The 16,811-nt window shown below is 61.4% G+C and carries 17 protein-coding genes; 5 read left to right on the top strand and 12 right to left on the bottom strand.

Features of this window, described 5'->3' with window-relative positions:
- Window positions 1-225 precede the first annotated feature (225 nt).
- Window positions 226-603, top strand: coding sequence for an EF-hand domain-containing protein (locus NCHOL11_RS04025; protein WP_255254699.1), 378 nt, complete (start codon window positions 226-228; stop codon window positions 601-603).
- Between the two features lie 110 nt (window positions 604-713).
- Here the strand turns inward: NCHOL11_RS04025 and NCHOL11_RS04020 are convergent, their stop codons facing one another.
- The 3 genes from NCHOL11_RS04020 to ku are packed head-to-tail and all read right to left on the bottom strand — an operon-like array spanning window position 714 to window position 4,337.
- Window positions 714-899, bottom strand: coding sequence for a hypothetical protein (locus NCHOL11_RS04020; RefSeq protein WP_097091173.1), 186 nt, complete (start codon window positions 897-899; stop codon window positions 714-716).
- A 60-nt stretch (window positions 900-959) separates the two neighbouring features.
- Complete coding sequence (ligD, locus tag NCHOL11_RS04015) at window positions 960-3,455, bottom strand: DNA ligase D (RefSeq protein WP_097091172.1); 2,496 nt, start codon at window positions 3,453-3,455, stop codon at window positions 960-962.
- A gap of 3 nt (window positions 3,456-3,458) precedes the next feature.
- Complete coding sequence (ku, locus tag NCHOL11_RS04010) at window positions 3,459-4,337, bottom strand: non-homologous end joining protein Ku (RefSeq protein ID WP_097091171.1); 879 nt, start codon at window positions 4,335-4,337, stop codon at window positions 3,459-3,461.
- 166 nt (window positions 4,338-4,503) lie between these two features.
- Between ku and NCHOL11_RS04005 the strand changes: the two genes are divergently transcribed.
- Entirely contained in the window at window positions 4,504-4,839 is a 336-nt protein-coding gene (locus NCHOL11_RS04005; protein WP_097091170.1) for a DUF1049 domain-containing protein, read from the top strand.
- Complete coding sequence (gene pyrF / locus NCHOL11_RS04000) at window positions 4,836-5,510, top strand: orotidine-5'-phosphate decarboxylase (RefSeq protein ID WP_097091169.1); 675 nt, start codon at window positions 4,836-4,838, stop codon at window positions 5,508-5,510. The genes NCHOL11_RS04005 and pyrF overlap by 4 nt, the downstream gene beginning before the upstream one ends.
- A 48-nt stretch (window positions 5,511-5,558) precedes the next feature.
- Here the strand turns inward: pyrF and NCHOL11_RS03995 are convergent, their stop codons facing one another.
- From NCHOL11_RS03995 to NCHOL11_RS03975, 5 genes are all read right to left on the bottom strand, one after another.
- The gene (locus NCHOL11_RS03995) at window positions 5,559-6,212 is read right to left on the bottom strand and encodes an outer membrane protein (RefSeq protein ID WP_097091168.1); all 654 of its coding nucleotides are present in this window, start codon (window positions 6,210-6,212) and stop codon (window positions 5,559-5,561) included.
- Window positions 6,213-6,346: 134 nt separating this feature from the next.
- Window positions 6,347-10,522, bottom strand: a complete 4,176-nt coding sequence (locus NCHOL11_RS03990; RefSeq protein WP_097091167.1) for a translocation/assembly module TamB domain-containing protein — start codon at window positions 10,520-10,522, stop codon at window positions 6,347-6,349.
- Window positions 10,522-12,570 carry an autotransporter assembly complex protein TamA gene (locus NCHOL11_RS03985; RefSeq protein WP_097091166.1) on the bottom strand — a complete coding sequence of 683 codons (2,049 nt, stop codon included), beginning with the start codon at window positions 12,568-12,570 and terminating at the stop codon, window positions 10,522-10,524. The genes NCHOL11_RS03990 and NCHOL11_RS03985 overlap by 1 nt, the downstream gene beginning before the upstream one ends.
- Before the next feature lie 70 nt (window positions 12,571-12,640).
- Window positions 12,641-13,120, bottom strand: a complete 480-nt coding sequence (locus NCHOL11_RS03980; protein ID WP_097091165.1) for a DUF1465 family protein — start codon at window positions 13,118-13,120, stop codon at window positions 12,641-12,643.
- A 111-nt stretch (window positions 13,121-13,231) separates the two neighbouring features.
- On the bottom strand, window positions 13,232-13,411 hold the full coding sequence (locus NCHOL11_RS03975) for a YdcH family protein (RefSeq protein ID WP_097092714.1): 180 nt from the start codon (window positions 13,409-13,411) through the stop codon (window positions 13,232-13,234).
- Window positions 13,412-13,600: 189 nt separating this feature from the next.
- On the opposite strand from NCHOL11_RS03975, the gene NCHOL11_RS03970 reads away from it, so the two are divergent.
- Window positions 13,601-13,756, top strand: coding sequence for a YdcH family protein (locus tag NCHOL11_RS03970; protein WP_097092713.1), 156 nt, complete (start codon window positions 13,601-13,603; stop codon window positions 13,754-13,756).
- Window positions 13,757-13,884: 128 nt separating this feature from the next.
- Here the strand turns inward: NCHOL11_RS03970 and NCHOL11_RS03965 are convergent, their stop codons facing one another.
- From NCHOL11_RS03965 to NCHOL11_RS03955, 3 genes are all read right to left on the bottom strand, one after another.
- Window positions 13,885-14,247 (bottom strand): PilZ domain-containing protein, encoded by a 363-nt coding sequence (locus NCHOL11_RS03965; RefSeq protein WP_097091164.1) that lies wholly within the window; start codon window positions 14,245-14,247, stop codon window positions 13,885-13,887.
- A 64-nt stretch (window positions 14,248-14,311) separates the two neighbouring features.
- A complete protein-coding gene (gene dksA, locus NCHOL11_RS03960; protein ID WP_097091163.1) occupies window positions 14,312-14,776 on the bottom strand; it encodes an RNA polymerase-binding protein DksA in 465 nt (154 codons plus the stop codon).
- Between the two features lie 566 nt (window positions 14,777-15,342).
- Entirely contained in the window at window positions 15,343-15,954 is a 612-nt protein-coding gene (locus NCHOL11_RS03955; RefSeq protein WP_255254698.1) for a hypothetical protein, read from the bottom strand.
- A gap of 19 nt (window positions 15,955-15,973) precedes the next feature.
- On the opposite strand from NCHOL11_RS03955, the gene NCHOL11_RS17985 reads away from it, so the two are divergent.
- Window positions 15,974-16,069, top strand: coding sequence for a PEP-CTERM sorting domain-containing protein (locus NCHOL11_RS17985; protein ID WP_141397805.1), 96 nt, complete (start codon window positions 15,974-15,976; stop codon window positions 16,067-16,069).
- Window positions 16,070-16,336: 267 nt separating this feature from the next.
- Here NCHOL11_RS17985 and NCHOL11_RS03950 read toward each other — a convergent pair whose 3' ends face one another.
- Complete coding sequence (locus NCHOL11_RS03950) at window positions 16,337-16,774, bottom strand: host attachment family protein (RefSeq protein ID WP_097091161.1); 438 nt, start codon at window positions 16,772-16,774, stop codon at window positions 16,337-16,339.
- Window positions 16,775-16,811 lie beyond the last annotated feature (37 nt).

The following is a 16,811-nucleotide window of genomic DNA, read 5'->3' as shown; positions in this document are numbered from 1 at the left end:
AGCAGGCGAGCCTTTCAAGGGCAAATCGCGGCTTCTTTCGTCTTCCCTTCACCCTCCTGTCCGCTTTTCACCCTGATTATGGCAGTATTTGAAGACCAGATGAGGCCGTTCATGGGGTAAGATGTTGATGCTGAACAACCATTCAGGAAACACGATAGTCATTCATGTATTCTTGCTCCATGAAGCGGTCGCGCCCGACTTGCTCGATCGCTGATGGAGAAGATTATGTTTCGCGCCTTTATTGCTGCTGCTGTCCTGTCTGCTGCCACCCCGGCGGTCGCGCAGACTTCCGCCGATGCGCCCGCAGCCGTGCAGCCGGAAGTACCCGCGCAAGCCCAAACCCCGGCAGACACGGTGGCATCGATCGTCGACAGCGAGTTTCCAGCTTATGACGCCAATGGAGACGCGCAACTCGACAAAGCCGAATTTTCACGCTGGATGGCGGCGCTGAAGGATCAGGAGATGAAGAGCAGCGGCCAAAAGCTTGCGGCCGCTGATGTCGTGGCCTGGACTGACGGCGCTTTCAAGACGGCCGACGCCGACAAGAGCATGTCGGTGAGCAAGCCCGAGCTGATTTCTTACCTGAGCCGCGGCGCTTCCTGATCGCGGAGCATTCGACGCGGATTAGAAAAACCCCAACCCAAAAGGGTCGCAACATGGGGCGGCATGGAGCGAAGGCCATGCCGCCTCTTTTTTTCTAAAATCCAAGCTGGTCAGCCGCGCTTCTTGTTCGCGTATAGAAGCGCCGCCACGATCGCGGCCGATCCAATCCCGACCGCAGTCCCCATCCACACGCCCCTGCCCGCGGTCTTCCGCGCAGCGGATGCCAGATCGGACTTGTTTTCAGTTGCCTGCTCGGGGGCTTCGCCTTCGGGCGCATTGTCGTTGGGTTGGGTCATGGTGAATCAGCTTATGCAGCAAGGCCGCCTGCGAGGAAAGATGGCCCCGGCATATCTGCGTCAATAGTCCGGCAGCGTCTGGCGCGCTTCGCCCCAACCGCGCAATTCCCTCGATCCCGCCCGCGCGAGCAATTTGTCGATGTCCGCGATCGTGTAAGCGCCCGGGCGGTCGATATCTTCCAATTCGTCCCAGGTCACGGGCACCGCCACCGGTGCATTCTCACGTGCTCGCACCACATAGGGGAGCACCGCCGTAGCGCCACGCTGGTTACGCAGCCAGTCGATGAAGATTCGCCCCTTCCGCTTCGCCTTGCTCATGGTGGCGGTGAAGCGGTCGGGTTCGGCAGAAGCCAAGGCGCGCGAAAAGCGATCGGCAAAGTCCTTTACCTTCGGCCATTCGGCCTCCGGCGTAAGCGGCACTACGACGTGCACGCCCTTGCCGCCGGACAACATGGGAAAGCTTGTGAGGCCAATATCCTCAAGGGTACGGCGAATATCACGGGCAGCCTTTTTCACATCCTCGAAGTCCAGCCCTTCGTCAGGATCGAGGTCGAAGATCAGCCGGTCCGGCTTTTCGACATCCTCGACCCGCGATCCCCAGCCGTGAAATTCTATCGTGCCCATCTGAACGCAGGCAACCAGCCCGTCTATGTCATCCACATAGAGATAGTCCTGCTCGTCCCCGTCCTTTTCGCGAATAGGGACATGCTTCACATGATCGCCAAAGCTGCCGCTGTCATGCTTCTGGAAAAAGCATTTCTTTGCCCGTCCCTGCGGACAACGCACCAGACTGATCGGCCGGTGCGCAATCCAGGGCAGCATGATCGCTCCAGCCGCCTCATAATAGTCGGCGAGCTGTCCTTTGGTCACCTTCGCTTCGGGGAAGATCAGCCGATCGCGATTTGAGACATGCACATCGCTTTCCTGTTCGGGTACAGCCATCACCTTCTCCCGGGAAACGTCCTTCGCCTTCTTGTCCTCGCGAAGGCCCAGGAAGCTGCCATGACGTACGACATTGTCGCTGGTGAACTCGGCGAAGGCGATCTCCGCAACCAGATCAGGCCGCACCCATTTGGCACCCCGCGCCTCGCTGCGCGGAACTTGCAAGGCGGCGGTCTGCCGGGCCCGCGCCTTTAGCTGGCTTAGAAGCCGCTCGCTATTTTGCGCATTGAACCCCGTCCCGACCTTGCCCGCATAGACGAGGCCTTGATCGTCATTCTGGGCAAGCAGGATGTTACGGAGCGAACGGCCACTGGCCGTGCTTGGCGTCCATCCCACGATGACGAATTCCTGGCGGCGGGTGCATTTGACCTTCAGCCAATTCTTGGTCCGCGCGCCGCGATATGGAGCATCGGCGCGCTTGCAGATTATCCCCTCCTGCCCCGCCTCGCACATCGTCCTGAACAGCTTTTCGCCAGCGCCCACGATATGGTCGGACAAGTGCACATGCGCGCTCCCTTGCCCAAGCAAAGCCGCGAGCTTTTCCTTTCGGGCGATATTGGGCTGCCAGGTCAGATCTTCGCCATCCAGGGAGAGGAGATCGAAGGCGAAGAGATGTAGCGCTCCCTTGTTCTCGCCCTTCAACACCTGCTGCAATGTCGAAAAATCGGGATTTCCGCTCGGCCCGAGCGCCACGATTTCGCCGTCGATCAGCATGGCGGGAAGGTTCATGCCCGCAACCTCCTTCGCCAAGGATGCGAAGCGATCGGTCCAGTCCAGGCCGGACCTGGTAAATACCTGTACGCGACTGCCCGCCACACTGACGAGGCTGCGATAGCCGTCATATTTGATTTCATGCAGCCAGTTGTTGCCGGTGGGGACGGCGTCCACCAGCGTCGCCAGTTGCGGCGCCTGGAATGGAGGAGCCTTTGCCAGTTTACTCCGCTTGGGCGCAGGGCGCGTCGGGGTCGCCCTCTCCGCTTCGCTCATCGCGGCGTCGAATGCTTTGCCACGCCTCCCCTTGAGCGAGATCGCAGGCGCGTTGGCCGCAATCTCCCCCATGGTCCTGCCGCTCTTGATGCTGGTCAGTTCGCGCCCGACCAGATCCTCCGCAGGACCGGCATAGGCATCATCGATCTTGCGGAGCAGCCAATTCTCCCGCTTTCCTTCACCAGGCCGAGGCTTCAAGCGGATCAGCAGCCATTCGCCCTTCATCCGCTGGCCGTGCAAAACGAAGTGGAGATGGCCTTTCGCCAAGTCCTTCGCACTCTTGCCGGGCACTGGCTCCCAGGTGCCTTCATCCCACAACATCACGGTGCCCCCGCCATATTCACCCTTGGGGATGGTGCCTTCGAAGCTGGCGTAGGATAGCGGATGATCTTCGGTGCGGACGGCAAGGCGCTTGTCGGCGGGATCAAGGCTGGGGCCGCGCGTCACGGCCCAGCTTTTAAGGACGCCGTCGACTTCCAATCGGAAATCATAGTGTAGCCGAGTGGCATCATGTTTCTGGACGATGAAGCTGTTCCCGCCCCGGCGCTCCCGTTTTCCGGCAGGTTCCTTCGTCCGGGTGAAGTCGCGCTTGCGATTATATTCCTTCAGGGGGTCGGCTTCGGCCATATATCAGGCCCGCTTGCGCGCGCGAGCCTTGGTAGCAGAGCTCCGCCGGGCCGCCGGTTTCTTTGCCGCAGGCTTTGCCGCCGCGCCTTTCGCGCCGCTATCGACAGATTTCTTGAGCGCGGCCATCAGGTCGATCACATTGCCGCTGCGCTTGGCAGGCGCTTCGTCCTCATCCTCGATGATGCGGCGACCCTTGGCCTTCTTCTTCTTGTCGATAAGCCTTTCGAGCGCATCGACATAGCGGTCGTGAAAGCTGTCCGGCTTGAACGGCGCCGTCTTCTTTTCAATGAGCGCCTCGGCCAGGTCGAGCAGTTCCGGGTCGGGCTTTACATCGTCTATTTCACGGAAATAGGATTGGGCCTTGTTGACCTCATCGGCATATCGGAGCGTCTCCAGCACCATTCCGCGTCCGCATGGTTTCAACGAAACGATATATTCCCGCCCGCGCATCGCAAGCTGGCCCAATCCGACTTTCCTCGCCCGGCGCAAAGCTTCCCGCAGGACGACAAAGGCTTCCTCGGCAAGATCGTCGGCGGGCACGACATAATAGGGCCGTTCATAATAGAGAACGTCGATCTCGTCGGCATCGACAAACTGGGTCAGTTCCAGCGTCTTCTTGCTCTCCAGCTTCACCGCTTCGATCTCGTCCGGCTGGAGCAGGACATAGTCGCCCTTGCTGACCTCAAAGCCTTTGACGATGTCCTCGGGCTTCACTGGCCCCAGTCCGGGCACCGTTTTTTCATATCGCACCCGCTTGCCGCTGGGTTCATGGATCTGGTGGAAGGCGATCTGCGCGCCAGACTTGGTGGCAGCGTAGATTTCAACGGGAATGGAGACGAGAGCAAGCCTGATCTGCCCCTGCCAATATGCACGCGCCGCCATGTTTCAACCTCCTTGCCATCGAGAAAAATGCGCAGCCCGGCACAAGGGTTCCGGGATCGCGCAGCGCATCTTCCCTTCGCATGATGCCGGTAAATCCGACGAGGCGCTTTCGAACTGCGCCGAAATGGCCTAAGCTGACCGGATCAGCAGCTAAAGGACATGCCGAATGCAATTCCTACGGACTGCCTTCTGGGTTGTCTTGGCCGTCGCGATCGCCCTTTTTTGCAAGGCGAACAACCGGCCCACCGAAATCAAGATTTGGGGTGACATAGTTTGGGAGACACGTATCTGGTTTCCCATCCTGATCGCATTTCTCGCGGGGTGCCTTCCCTTCTGGATCATGGCACGCACAACGCGCTGGCGGATGAAGCGGAAGCTGGAAAATACCGAGCGTGCCCTTGTGGCGGCGACCGCGACGGCGGCGCCTGCTTCCCTGCCCAGCGACACCGCTGACCATCTTACGACCGCCTCACCTTCCCACCCTGCCACAGGAACAGCATGAGCAGCCCCATCTACGTCGCCATAGACACCCCCGACCTCAGCAAAGCCCAGGATTTGGCCGGGCGCGTACGTGGACATGTGGGCGGGTTGAAGCTGGGGCTCGAATTTTTCTGCGCGCATGGCCATCATGGCGTGCGGGAGATGATGAAGTTTGACCTCCCGATCTTCCTCGACCTCAAGCTTCATGACATCCCCAACACGGTGGCAAAGGCCGTGCAGGCGCTCAACGGGCTGGAGCCAGCGATCCTCACCGTGCATGCGGCCGGCGGCCGCGCCATGCTGGAGGATGCAAAGGCGGCGGCGGGCATCAATACGAAGGTGGTGGCAGTCACCGTCCTTACCAGCCTCGACAACAGTGACCTTCAGGACATCGGTGTCGGCGGCAGGGCGGAAGATCAGGTGGCGCGCCTCGCCGATCTTGCGCGAAGTGCCGGGTTGGACGGCATCGTCTGTTCGGGGGAAGAAGTCGCGCTTGCGAAACGGGCCTGGGCCGACGGATATTTTGTGGTGCCAGGCGTGCGTCCGCAAGGAGGGGCCATGGGCGACCAGAAGCGCGCCGTGACGCCGCGAGAAGCTCTGGATCGTGGCGCGTCGATCCTCGTCGTGGGCAGGCCCATCAGCTTGGCGGAAAATCCGGATCAGGCTGCACGAGAGATCGAAGCAACATTGTAAGAGAGTGGTGAGATGGGAGGACCGGCCAAAGCCAGTCCTCCCTCCCCGTCAGAAGCGCCAGCCTACGCTGGCTACGACCTGATGACGGTCAGTATCGATATCGAACTCGCTGCTTGTCGCGCCATTTACAAAGTCGATATGAGCGCTGTCATATTTCGAGTAACGATATTCCAGCTTGCCGAACATGTTTTCGTTGAACGCGCGCTCAACGCCACCGCCGACCCGCCAGCCGTCGAGCTTGAATGCCGTGTCGGTTGACTGATTGGTGTCGCCTGCGAGCACGTTCAACTTGGTGTTGGTGTAGCCACCCTTCACATAGACGAGCGTGTTGGGGCTGGCGAGAATACCCGCGCGCGCGCCGATGTAGAGGTCACGCCCTTGGCTGACCCGGCCAAAGCCGAACTGGTCGGTGAAAGGATTCCGGCTGCTCTTGGCAGTAGAGTCGGTGAATTCGCCTTCAACACCTACGACGGCGCTGCCAAGGTTGAAGTCATAACCGGCGCCGACGCCATAGAGCAGGCCATCGATCGACTGGTCATCATCGCCATTGTCATTGTCCACGCTGCTGCCCGCGCCGGTATGGTCATAGCCTAAAATCGCTTCGACCCGGGGCCCGGCGAAAGTGGCTCCAGCATCCTGGGCCAGGGCGGGAGCGGCTACGGCCGATCCGGCCAGCAGGGTTGCGACCATTATTTTCCGCATAGGGTACTCCATTGTCACTCACCTCCTTCAGGAGGAAGTGCTGGAAGTCCCAAGCACAGCTCATGGTTTCATGAACCCAAGATAAACGGCTGAAAATGTGGCATTTGGGCAACGAAATCGGTGTCGCCCCGAACTCAATAGTCTTTCGAAATGCGCACATTTGCGCTCTCTCGTCCAAGCGTAGAGATCGCTGCGAGCAGGGAAAGCCAACGTGTCACCTGATATTCTATGCGCGTCGCTGAGTAGCCTTGGCCGTCGGTGATAAGTTCGACATAGGTCTTGCGCGTCAGATATTTCCCCGCCGCGATGGAGGTTCCCTGCCCCTGCGTAGGATCGGCCGCGATGATCCTCAGGCGATCCAACCCCGCGGCCTTGCGCACGGCATTGATCGGATCGAGCCCGCCTTCGCCCTGCAACGATCCGACGGCCGATGCGAGTTGCAATGCTTCTGGCGCGGAAAGATTGGTGATCGAGGTCCCGAACAGAATGCGGGACAGCAGTTCGTCCTGCGGCAAAGCGGGCATGCTGGTGAAACTGATGTCGGGTTTCAGGCCGGTTCCACCCACATGGATCATCGCCTTGAGGTCGCTGACGTCTGCCTCGGCATCGATATCGAGCGTCGGATTAGCGGGCGTGCGGCCGTCGAACTGGATCTTGCCTTCGCGCAATTCAAAACGGCGCCCGGCGAAAGTGTAGCCACCCCGGATCAACTCTGCCGTGCCAGAGATCGCCGGGCTGGTAACGGTTCCCCCGATGTCCAGGTTGGCGCGCCACTCGCTGTCCAGCCCCAGTCCCCTGACCGTCAGGCGATTTCGCGCACGGGCCTTGACCGCCATAGCCCATGGCCGACTTGCGCGAGGGCGCTCGACTTCTTCCCCATTGCGGTTGACCTCTGTCACTCGCAACTCGGGGATTTGAGCGATGGCGGCCGCGCGCCCGAGCGTGAAGCGGCTGCGGTTGAGCAGCAGATCACCACCGATGGTGCCGTTGACGCCATCCGAATGCAGAGTGATCGGGCCAGTGACAGTCGCGGCTATGTCATCCCGCTCCAGCAGCGCGGCGTTTTCCGCCTGCAGGCGCAAATTCATGCCGACGCCCGCGATCCCGGCAAAAGTGAAGCTGCCCGTACCTGTCACGATGCCGCCATTCTTGGCGGTAGCGGTGAAGCTGGACATGACAAGTTGCGCGCCCGAAAATCTTCCCCGCGCCTGCACATCGTGCAGCCGCATGCCGGTGACCGCGCTGGTTATCGCTGCACTATCCGTTGCAAGCGCCCCGGTGATGACCGGATTGCCCAGCGTACCCCGCGCATCGGCAGACACGCTCACGGGTCCGGATATGTCCACGATCTCGACCCCGGTCAGCCGCCAAAGGGTATCAGCGGCGCCCCTCAATCGAAGCTGCCCGAACAGCGGCGCGCTATTGAGCCGATCGACAAGGCTTCCCTGCGTGCCAAGCGGCGTCAGCAGCACCTGAGCCCTTCCGATCGTCTGGCCATCGGCTGCGAACAGCATGCGTGCCGCCAACCCGTCCGGCATGAGAACGGCGTTGATCCCCGCGTCCACCGGACGGGAACTGAGGGACAATCCCGACCGCGACAAGCTCCGGACGCGCAGTTCCGCCTTGCCGCTCGGCATGCCGCCACGGCTGTGAACATAGGTCAGCGAGCCCGTGGCTGTCCCCCCAAGGCCAAGATCGTCATAGACGATATCCAGCAGCGAAAGAGGGAGCTTTTGCACACGGCTTTCGATCCGGGTCGTTTGCCCGCTCAGTTCTCCACCCAATTGCAGCGAGCCGCCCGCATAGCTGATGGTCACCGGAGACAGCCGCCAGCCGTCCGCGCTGCGGGTCAACAGCGCTGACCGCGTCAGTCGGATCGGGCGCTTGTCGATCGTCCCGCGAGCCGCGACACGGATACGATCTGGTTCCACCTTCGCTTCGCCCTGAAGGTCGAAAAGGCGCCCGCGCTGTCCTGACAGGCTGGCCTTTACAGTGCCATAGCCGCCCTTCAGGTCTGCATTGGCAGCCAATCTGCCGATCAGGGCGCCACCAACACGCAGTCCCCTGGCTTGCATCACCGCGTTGATCGACGTTCCCGACGGGTCAAGCAGGACGGTCGCATCCAGCTTGCCACGGCGGACGGCGATGGCCGTTGGCCCGTCAAAGCTGGCGTCTGTGGCGTCGAGTTTCAAAACCAGTTGCTGGACAGCGTTGATCGGCGCGAACGCGATACTTCCCTTGACAGGCCCGGCAACATTCAGCTGCCCTTCAAGACCGCCAGTCACCGGGCGCAGATCACCGCTTGCCACGACACCGGATACCGCGAGCTTTGCCACTCTCACTACCGCCTGGCCTCCGCGCGGCAGCAGGATCTGGCCAGCACCGGTGAAGGGGCCAAGCGTCGAGCCGCCTTGGGCCGTAAACTGATAACCGGCGCTGTCCGGCACGAGATGCGCCCGCATCCCCGCGACGCCCAGCGCGTCCAGCGGCCGATCCAGCAGCAGATCGATCGTCGGCTGTTCGATCTTGCCGTCCAGCGTCAGACGCAAAGGCCCATATTGCTTGTGGGTTCCACTGCCCTCGAAATGGAAACTCCTGTCGGGGCGCCGGTAGCCATTGGCGGAAAGGCTGAGCAACGGCGCTTCCAGACGCAAGCCCGTGAACATCAGTCGCTTGTCCGGCGCGAGCGAAAGGCCGCTCTTTACCACGGGAAGGCCTCCGCCCAAGCTGCGCAGGAAGCTGTTGTCCAACCGGCGCATCCGCGCCATCGCAGTCCCGCTCAAACCAAAAGCACCGTTCTTCCCCGGCACCGCGCGTAACTTGGAGGTCAGGTCCACGATGCCGAGGCCGCGAATGGCCAAGCCGCGTATCTGCCCATCCAGACCAAAATCATAGCGCCCGGTCTTGAGGTCCGCGAGCATGACGAGCTTGCCGCTCAGCTTGTCGGAGCGGATCGGCATGGGATTGCTGATGAGTTGCTGGCCCTTGATCTGCAGCACACCGTCGAGCACGAAATTGCGGACGATGCCTTCGACAAGCTCCCCCTGTCCATCCAGTCGCCGGGCGCGCAAATGGACGGGGATGAGCAACGGCGCATTGGCAGCCTTGCGCCCTTTGCCTTCGGCGCGGACGTCGCTGATCAGGGTGCGGTCGAAAGCCAGCTGCCGAGCCCTTAGCAGATACTCGTAGCCATACCCGGCGAAGGGACCGTCAAGCCGTACGCGGGCAGTGACGTCCCGCCCGCGCATCGACTTCAGCAAAGCCGGGGGCCGGACAAGGCTCACATCGATCAGCAGATTGTCGAACGCGGAGTTGCGTAGGTCGAGCGCCCCATCGGCATTCAACTGCATCGCCTCCGATCGCAGCGACAGCTTGCCGTCAACGATCCGGTTTGTCAGAGACCCCCTAGCTTCTATTGAAAGGCGCGGTGCGGACAGGCGCTGTACCAATCCCTTGCCCGCTATCGCCTGCGCCTCGATCGATCCCGTTGCTGAATAGGTGCCGCTGCGCGCCGCCAACATGAGGTCGATCGCCGGTTCGCTGTCCAGCGTGCCGGACAAGCGCCCGTCCCAGCGGGTCCAGCTCCCCTTCCCCCGAACTCGCAGGTTGCCGTCCTGCCGCAGCCCTGCCAGGTTCGCCAGAACGCCACCCGATGGGGCGTTCACCGTCACATCCAGATCGAACCGGTCATCGTCGGGCCGACTGTCGAGCGCGAGGTTTATCGCGTCCTCCTGCCCTAATACGCGCGCGGAAAGATCGATGACGGCCCTCCGCCCCCTGATGTCGGCATCGCCGGAAATGGTTGCCTGCTGCACCTTGCCGCTGATGCTGTCATTAATGGTCAGCCGCCCGACCGAAAACTGCATCAACCGGATGTCGAAGCTTGGGAGGATGGGGCCTTGCTGCTTGGCGGGGTTGAGGCGGGGCAGCTTGTGCAGCGTTGCAGCCGGTATATTGAGCCGATCGATATCCAGACGGTTTGACAGCCACGCCAGCGGCCACCAGTCCAGCTCTACCCGCGGCGCCGTTAAAAAAGCGCCGTTCGGGTCTGCAAGCGTCACGCCATGCAGAATGGCCCGGCGATAGATGCTGCCTTCGATCCGATCGACATGGATGCGCAAACCCGACGGCGGGCTGATCTTGTCGATACGCGTAATGAGAAAGCGGTGCCCCGCCGACGTGTCCAGCCATATAAGCGCTGCTGCCGATATGACGACCAGCACGGCCAGCAGCCCGGTAATCCAGCGCTGCCACGGACCGTCCCATGCGCGGTGCCGCCGCAGGGGCTGCTGGATATCCCCCTCCGCCATCAGAAAGCCTGGCCCAAGGACACATAGACAGCGACGCGGGGATCACCCTTTTGCGGGTTCAACGGCGTACCGACATCGATCCGTATCGGGCCGAAGCTGCTATAATAGCGAAGGCCCAAGCCCGCCCCGATGCGCAAGTCGCGGAAACGCGGCAGGAAGCTGGTGGAGATGTTGCCTGCGTCTATGAAGGGCACGACGCCGAAATTGCCGAAACGGACGCGTGACTCCAGCGAGAATTCGGCCAGGCTCTTGCCGCCGATCGGATCGTTGTTCGCGTCGCGTGGGCCGATATCCTGATAGCCATAGCCCCTGACCGAAGCGCCGCCGCCTGCGTAGAAACGGCGCGACGGCGCAATCCGGTCGACCGTCGAACCCAATATGGTGCCGAAGCGGGCGCGCGCCGCCAGGACCACGCGCTCAGTCATCGGCTGATAGACGCTGCCGTCGATCTGCACCCGGGAATAGCCGAAGGTGCCGTTCTGGAAGGACAGCTCAGGACTGAACCGGCCGCCCAGGCGGAAGCCCCGGCTGGGGTTGAGCAGATCGTCGCTGCCATCATAGGTCAGGCTGAGCGGCACTGCTCCGATCAGGAAGGTTCGCCGGTTCCCGCCGCTGAACGCATCCTTTTCGTCGGATGCGATCAGTTCTGCTCCGACCCGCCACACCCATTTTTTCTGGAAGAGGATGTTGGTTTGCCGTTCGAGCGCCCCGGAGAGGGTGATCGTGCGGGCGTCATAGGCGTCGCGCTTGATGTTGCTGATCGACACAAGTCCGGTCAGCACATGATCGCGCTCCCGGAAATTGTTACGCCGGTAGGTGAAGGATGCTGTCTGCTCCTGCGTTCCCAGAACACCGCGCAATGTGACGGCACCTTCGGGCGGGAACAGGTTACGGTGCTGCCAGCTGACGGCGGCACGATAGCCTTCTCCGGTGCCATAGCCCAATTCGCCCGCAATGGTCCGCAACGGTGCTGGGCGTACATCGACCGCCAGGTCGACATGCTCTCCGTCACCAGCGTCCTTGGGGGTCAATGTGACCGAAGATATGAGCCCGGTGGCGACGATCGCGCCGCGCAGGTCCTCGACGTCCGATATGTTATAAGGATCGCCCCGTTCGAAGCGGGCGATCCGCGCCACATGACGAGCGCTGAAGAGCTTTTCATTGTTGAGGATGATCGAACCGAAAGTCCGGTAGGCGCCGGGTGTAACGACGATATCCAGCTCTCCCTTGCGCTCTTCATGATCGATCCGCACTTCCGGTTCGCCGACGCGGGCGAAGGGAAAGCCATTCTCGCTGAGCGCGAGCGACAAGGAGGCCTGCCCCGCCAGGATCGCATCGGCATCGACGGGATCGCCCACCTGGACAGCGAAGGCTTCGCGCAATTTCGCTTCGCGCTCGCCCGCCTCATTCAATCCCGGCAGATCAACCGAAGAAAGCTGATAACGGGGACCCGCTGCTATATCGAACTGCACAGCCAGCCGGTCTTCAGTGCCGGGCAAAACGGAAATGGCACTGCGGACGCGCGCGGCATAATAGCCTTTGGCTCGCAACAGCCGCTCGAGCAGTTCGCTATCTTCCTTGATCCGCCTGTTTATCTGGGCGATATTGGCAGGCTTCCCTTCGCCTTCCCGCAGGACCGATAATTGTTTGAACCGGCTGTCGAACTGCGGGTCAGCGATCTGCTCCACGCCATTGAGCTGTACCAAGTAACGCTTTTCTTCGCCGGAGTCCGCGAAGGCCGCGACCTCGGCAGGCACCTCATCACCGGGGTCCGGAACGGCGGCATCAGCCGCTTGCCCGGCCATATCTGGAGCGTCCACGGGATCGGGCGGCAAGGACGTGACGGTATCAGCCTGTCCAAGGTCGGGCCATGCGACACCCAGGTCGGGCATGGGGTCAAGCGGCAGGTCCTGATCGACCGCCCCCGTGGGCGGTTCGGCGCTCTGGGCGTGCACGACAGGAGCCGCCAAAAGCAGAGGCAGGAGGAGAAGCCGGGAGGCTTGCGACATGGCTGATACGCGGCGGCAAGGCCGCAAGCCCGTATTCATATCAGCGGTCTAGCCCAAGTTAGAAAGGAAGCGCCAGCCTGTAAGATGGCCGATGATGGGCGATTGCCGTTTAAAAGGCAGTGTTCAGGCGATCCATCAGCGCGCGCGCCGGGCTGCTTTCCACCTGACCCCGAGGACGCGCCATATGATCCATCCGGTCCTGCAGGCGTGCGACGCGGCCATATAGTTCCTGGCTAGCGTCGATCAGGGCGCGGGCGGCAAAGGGGAAAGCGGCCGCAATGTCCGGGTCCGTTTCCGTTGCGCGGCCCAGACGGTATTTTTCGTCCACAAGGTCCGCGTCCGAGATTTCGCCACGTTGCCACGCCCGCTGGCTGAGCAGCCAGGCGATGATGTGCATCAGCCGGGTCGTGACCTTGAGGGATTCGCAAGCGAAAGACACGCGGCGAAGTGGATCCTGCAGTTCAGCCTCTGTCGTATCGCGATGGTCGAAATAGGCACGCGCTTCATCGGCCATGACCATGGCTTCCAGGTACAGGCCATCGACCAGACGCCGATGCAAACCACGGTCAAGAGTGACGGACGGAGACATGGACCGAATCACTGACATAAAAGCTGCTGCTTGTCAGTTAAGATGCAGCGGACATGGGCTGGATTGTCTCATTCAGGGCCGTTGTTAACCAACAAACAGGCGGACATGCGATCAGGCGATGATGTCCGGGACGAGCGCATCCTCAAGAAGCGCTATCTCATCTCGCAACCGGAGCTTGCGTTTCTTGAGTCGGGCGACCTGCATCTGGTCACGGCCGCCGGCATCGACGAGGGCTTCGATCGCGCCGTCAAGGTCGCGATGCTCGACTCGCAGCAGTTCCAGCCGTCGCATGATGTCTTCCCGGCTCACCCACTACCCACTTTCTCGGCCATGTTGCGGACAGCATCCTGATAACTCCGCAAACCCGGTCGGACCATCGCAAATTTGCACGCGGCCCGTCGCAAAGAACGGATAGCGCGAAGACATGAGGGGCGAATCATGATCTACTCATTCGTCCATCACCCTCATCAGGAGAATGTCATGGAAAACAGCCACATTTCAGCTCTTTCAGCCAAGCATGCCGGCCTTGAAGCGCGGATCAAGGCGGAGACGAGTCGGCCGATGCCCGATGCAATCCTGGTTGCTTCGCTTAAAAAGCAGAAATTGCGGGTGAAAGAGGAAATGACGCGGAATTGATCCGGCATTTTGAGAAGGGCGAGCGAAAGTTCGCCCTTTCCTCATTTTGAGCGCACGGAATGCGGCGTCGCTGAAGGCGGGCCGCTTTTTTCATGAAGGAAATAGCGGGAAAACCGCGTTTCGCGATTTTAGCGTCCTATCTGGTGGAGGCGCAGATAGGAAGGGGCGCGGGAGGTGGTGCCGGAGGCCACGGGTTTGCGGGCAAGCGCAGGGTCGATCTCATGATCGAATGCAATACCGATCTTGCCATCTTTCGACCAGACGACGCGGCCGCTGACCCGGCCGACTCCGCGCAGTTCGAGGACGATCGCCGCATCCGGAGGTACGGGCCGTTCGCAATCGGCCATGAGCCCGGTCGCCGACAGGTTGCGCACCCGGGCGCGGCCGAGCGGCTTGCCCTCCTCCGTCGCCAGATTGGTGAGCAGGAACAGGCTGTCTCGCGGACCCGACCGTGCCGGACCCCGTTCCGCCATTTCCTGATCCTTATCCATGTCCAATACCTTGCAATGACCCGCTTATTTGCCGGGACATTGGCAGGGATCGGTGGATAAAGCGTTAATCGTCGCGCGAGACCTTTTCCTGCCGCTCATGCCGTTCCTGCGCCTCGACGGTCATGGTCGCAATCGGACGAGCTTCGAGACGGCCGAGCGAAATGGGTTCGCCGGTCACTTCGCAATAGCCATATTCGCCATCATCGATGCGGCGGAGCGCGGCGTCGATCTTGGAAATGAGCTTGCGCTGACGGTCGCGGGTGCGCAGTTCGATCGACCAGTCGGTCTCGCTCGACGCGCGGTCGTTGAGGTCGGGCTCGCGAAGGGGTTCGTTCTGCAGCACGGCCAGCGTGCCTTCCGCCTCAGCCAGAATCTGCTTCTTCCAGTCCCAGAGGCGCTGGCGGAAATATTCGAGCTGGAGGGGATTCATGAACTCTTCGTCGGGCGAAGGACGATAGTCGGGGGGAAGTATAACAGCCGATTTCGGCGGATTATGGCCGTCTTTATCGGAATTCAGGACCGATGCCATCTGGCTCTCCGACTCGAGAGGCTCCGGCTCAAAAGCGCCGGTAGCCCGTGACTTATGATTGACGGCGCCTAATAACGAGCGGCGCGGGACGACACAAGCGCGCAATCATCAGCCATACAGAGAGGCAAGAGCGCCGAGGAGGGGAAACGGCCCCTGCCCCGGCCGATTCCGCCCTCATCCGCCAGCGCACCGCTGCAAAGAAAAACACAATCCAATCGTTAACAACCAGCGTATCAAAACGAGACGTTAACCATAAAGATTGGTGCTGTTCTACGTCGCCCACCAACTTATAGCCTATATTCAAGGTTAATGACGTTGAAGTTGAACTGTTCTTCCCCCTTTTTAGAAGCACAGAACAGTTTCATGGCTGCCAAAGGCGACTGACGCGGCCCGAAGCTTCAAGACGAAGAAGAGTGGATAGCTATGTCGGTACGGATGGCACTGGCCAAATTATGCGCTTTCACCTGCGGTGGCGCGATCATCGGCGGTGGCGCCGTCCATGTCGCGGAGAGCGCGCGCCCGGCCGTGGTCAAGAGCACCAAGAGCGTGAAGGCCGCGCCCAAGCGCTATGCCGTCCGCCCGCTCAAGCGCAAGATCGTGAAGCGGGCCGCTCCCCGCAAGCCGCAGACCATCACTGTGGTGACGCAAGGCGCGCCGATTCCCTTGCCCGCTCCACTTCCAGCAGCTGAAATGCCCATGTCCGGCGGCGGCGCTGCCCCGGTGGTGCTGGCGGGCGGCGGCGGCGGCTTTGGCGGCGGCGGTTTCTTCGGAGGATTTTTCGGCGGCAGCGGCGGTGGCAGCAGCGGCGGATCGGTGGTGATTTCCTCGACCAGCAGCTCGACGGGCGGCATCAGCAGTTCGACCAGCTCGACGACGGGCGGCGTTTCGACATCGACCGGCGGAGTCTCCACCTCGACTGGTGGCGTGTCCACGTCGAGCGGCAATGTGTCGACGTCGAGCGGAAACGTCTCGACCTCCAGCGGGAATGTTTCCACGTCCAGCGGGAACGTGACGAGCAGTTCTTCGACGTCCACCTCCAGCGGCAATGTGACGAGCAGCTCGTCGACGTCAACGTCTAGCTCGACATCATCCTCGACGTCGTCCAGCACATCCTCGTCCACCTCGACATCGTCGAGCACATCTTCCTCGACCTCGTCCAGCAGCTCGGGCGGTTCCACCAGCAGCGGCGGGCATGATGTGCCTGCGCCGCCGATGGTGTTGCTGTTCGGCGCGGGCGCGGTCGCGCTGGTCGCGCGGCGGCGCTTTGCCGAGCGGAAGGCGAAGCGGGACTGAAGCTTTGGGTATCGACCAGCCTGTGCCTTCTTGACCAGGCTTGGCCGTTTGGAAAGGAGCAGAGGGCCCGTTCGACTGCCTGCTTGCAGCAGGCGCTCAGGACGAGCTTCGACAGGCTCAGCCCGAACGGAGACTGGGGTTGGAGCTAAGATTTACCGGAGCTGGAGGTGGGCGTTAGCTGCCCGGATCCGGCCATTTCAGCCTTTCACGCGGGGGCGTGCAGAAGGGGCGGCTTGTGGGGGGCCGCCCCTTTTTTCGTTGGCAAGCTCAACTCTGGGCGATGATCTTTTCGATTTCCGGAACCGGATGGTTGGAAAGATCCTTGGCGATTTCGCCCACCAGGCGGCTTTGCACTTCCTTGTGATAATGTTTGCGCATTTCGCCGAGCGCGCTCGGCGGGGCGACGATGATCAGCTTTTCGAAATCATTGGCGAGCGCGCGACGCTTGAGCATGTCAGCCGCTTCGACGGCGAAGCGCGCCTCTTCCTGTTCATGATAGTCGGTCTTGCCCATGGTCGCCTGACCACCAATGATCGATGGCGCTTTCCCCGCCAGATCGGTGGATTGATCGCGATCTGCGGGATTTTCCTGAACCTTCACTGTTTCCGCTTCCAGATTTGGCGCCATGCGGTCGCCCTTGTTCCGGAAGAACAGCATCTTGCGACCATCGGCCACCAGCACCATTGCGTCATGATCGATCCACATCAGCGGCTCCTTTCCTTATGTCTTGCAGTCCCTAACG

Source organism: Novosphingobium sp. Chol11 (assembly GCF_900218065.1).
Taxonomy (GTDB): Bacteria; Pseudomonadota; Alphaproteobacteria; order Sphingomonadales; family Sphingomonadaceae; genus Sphingobium; species Sphingobium agri.
This window is presented reverse-complemented; position numbering and strand designations above follow the sequence as displayed.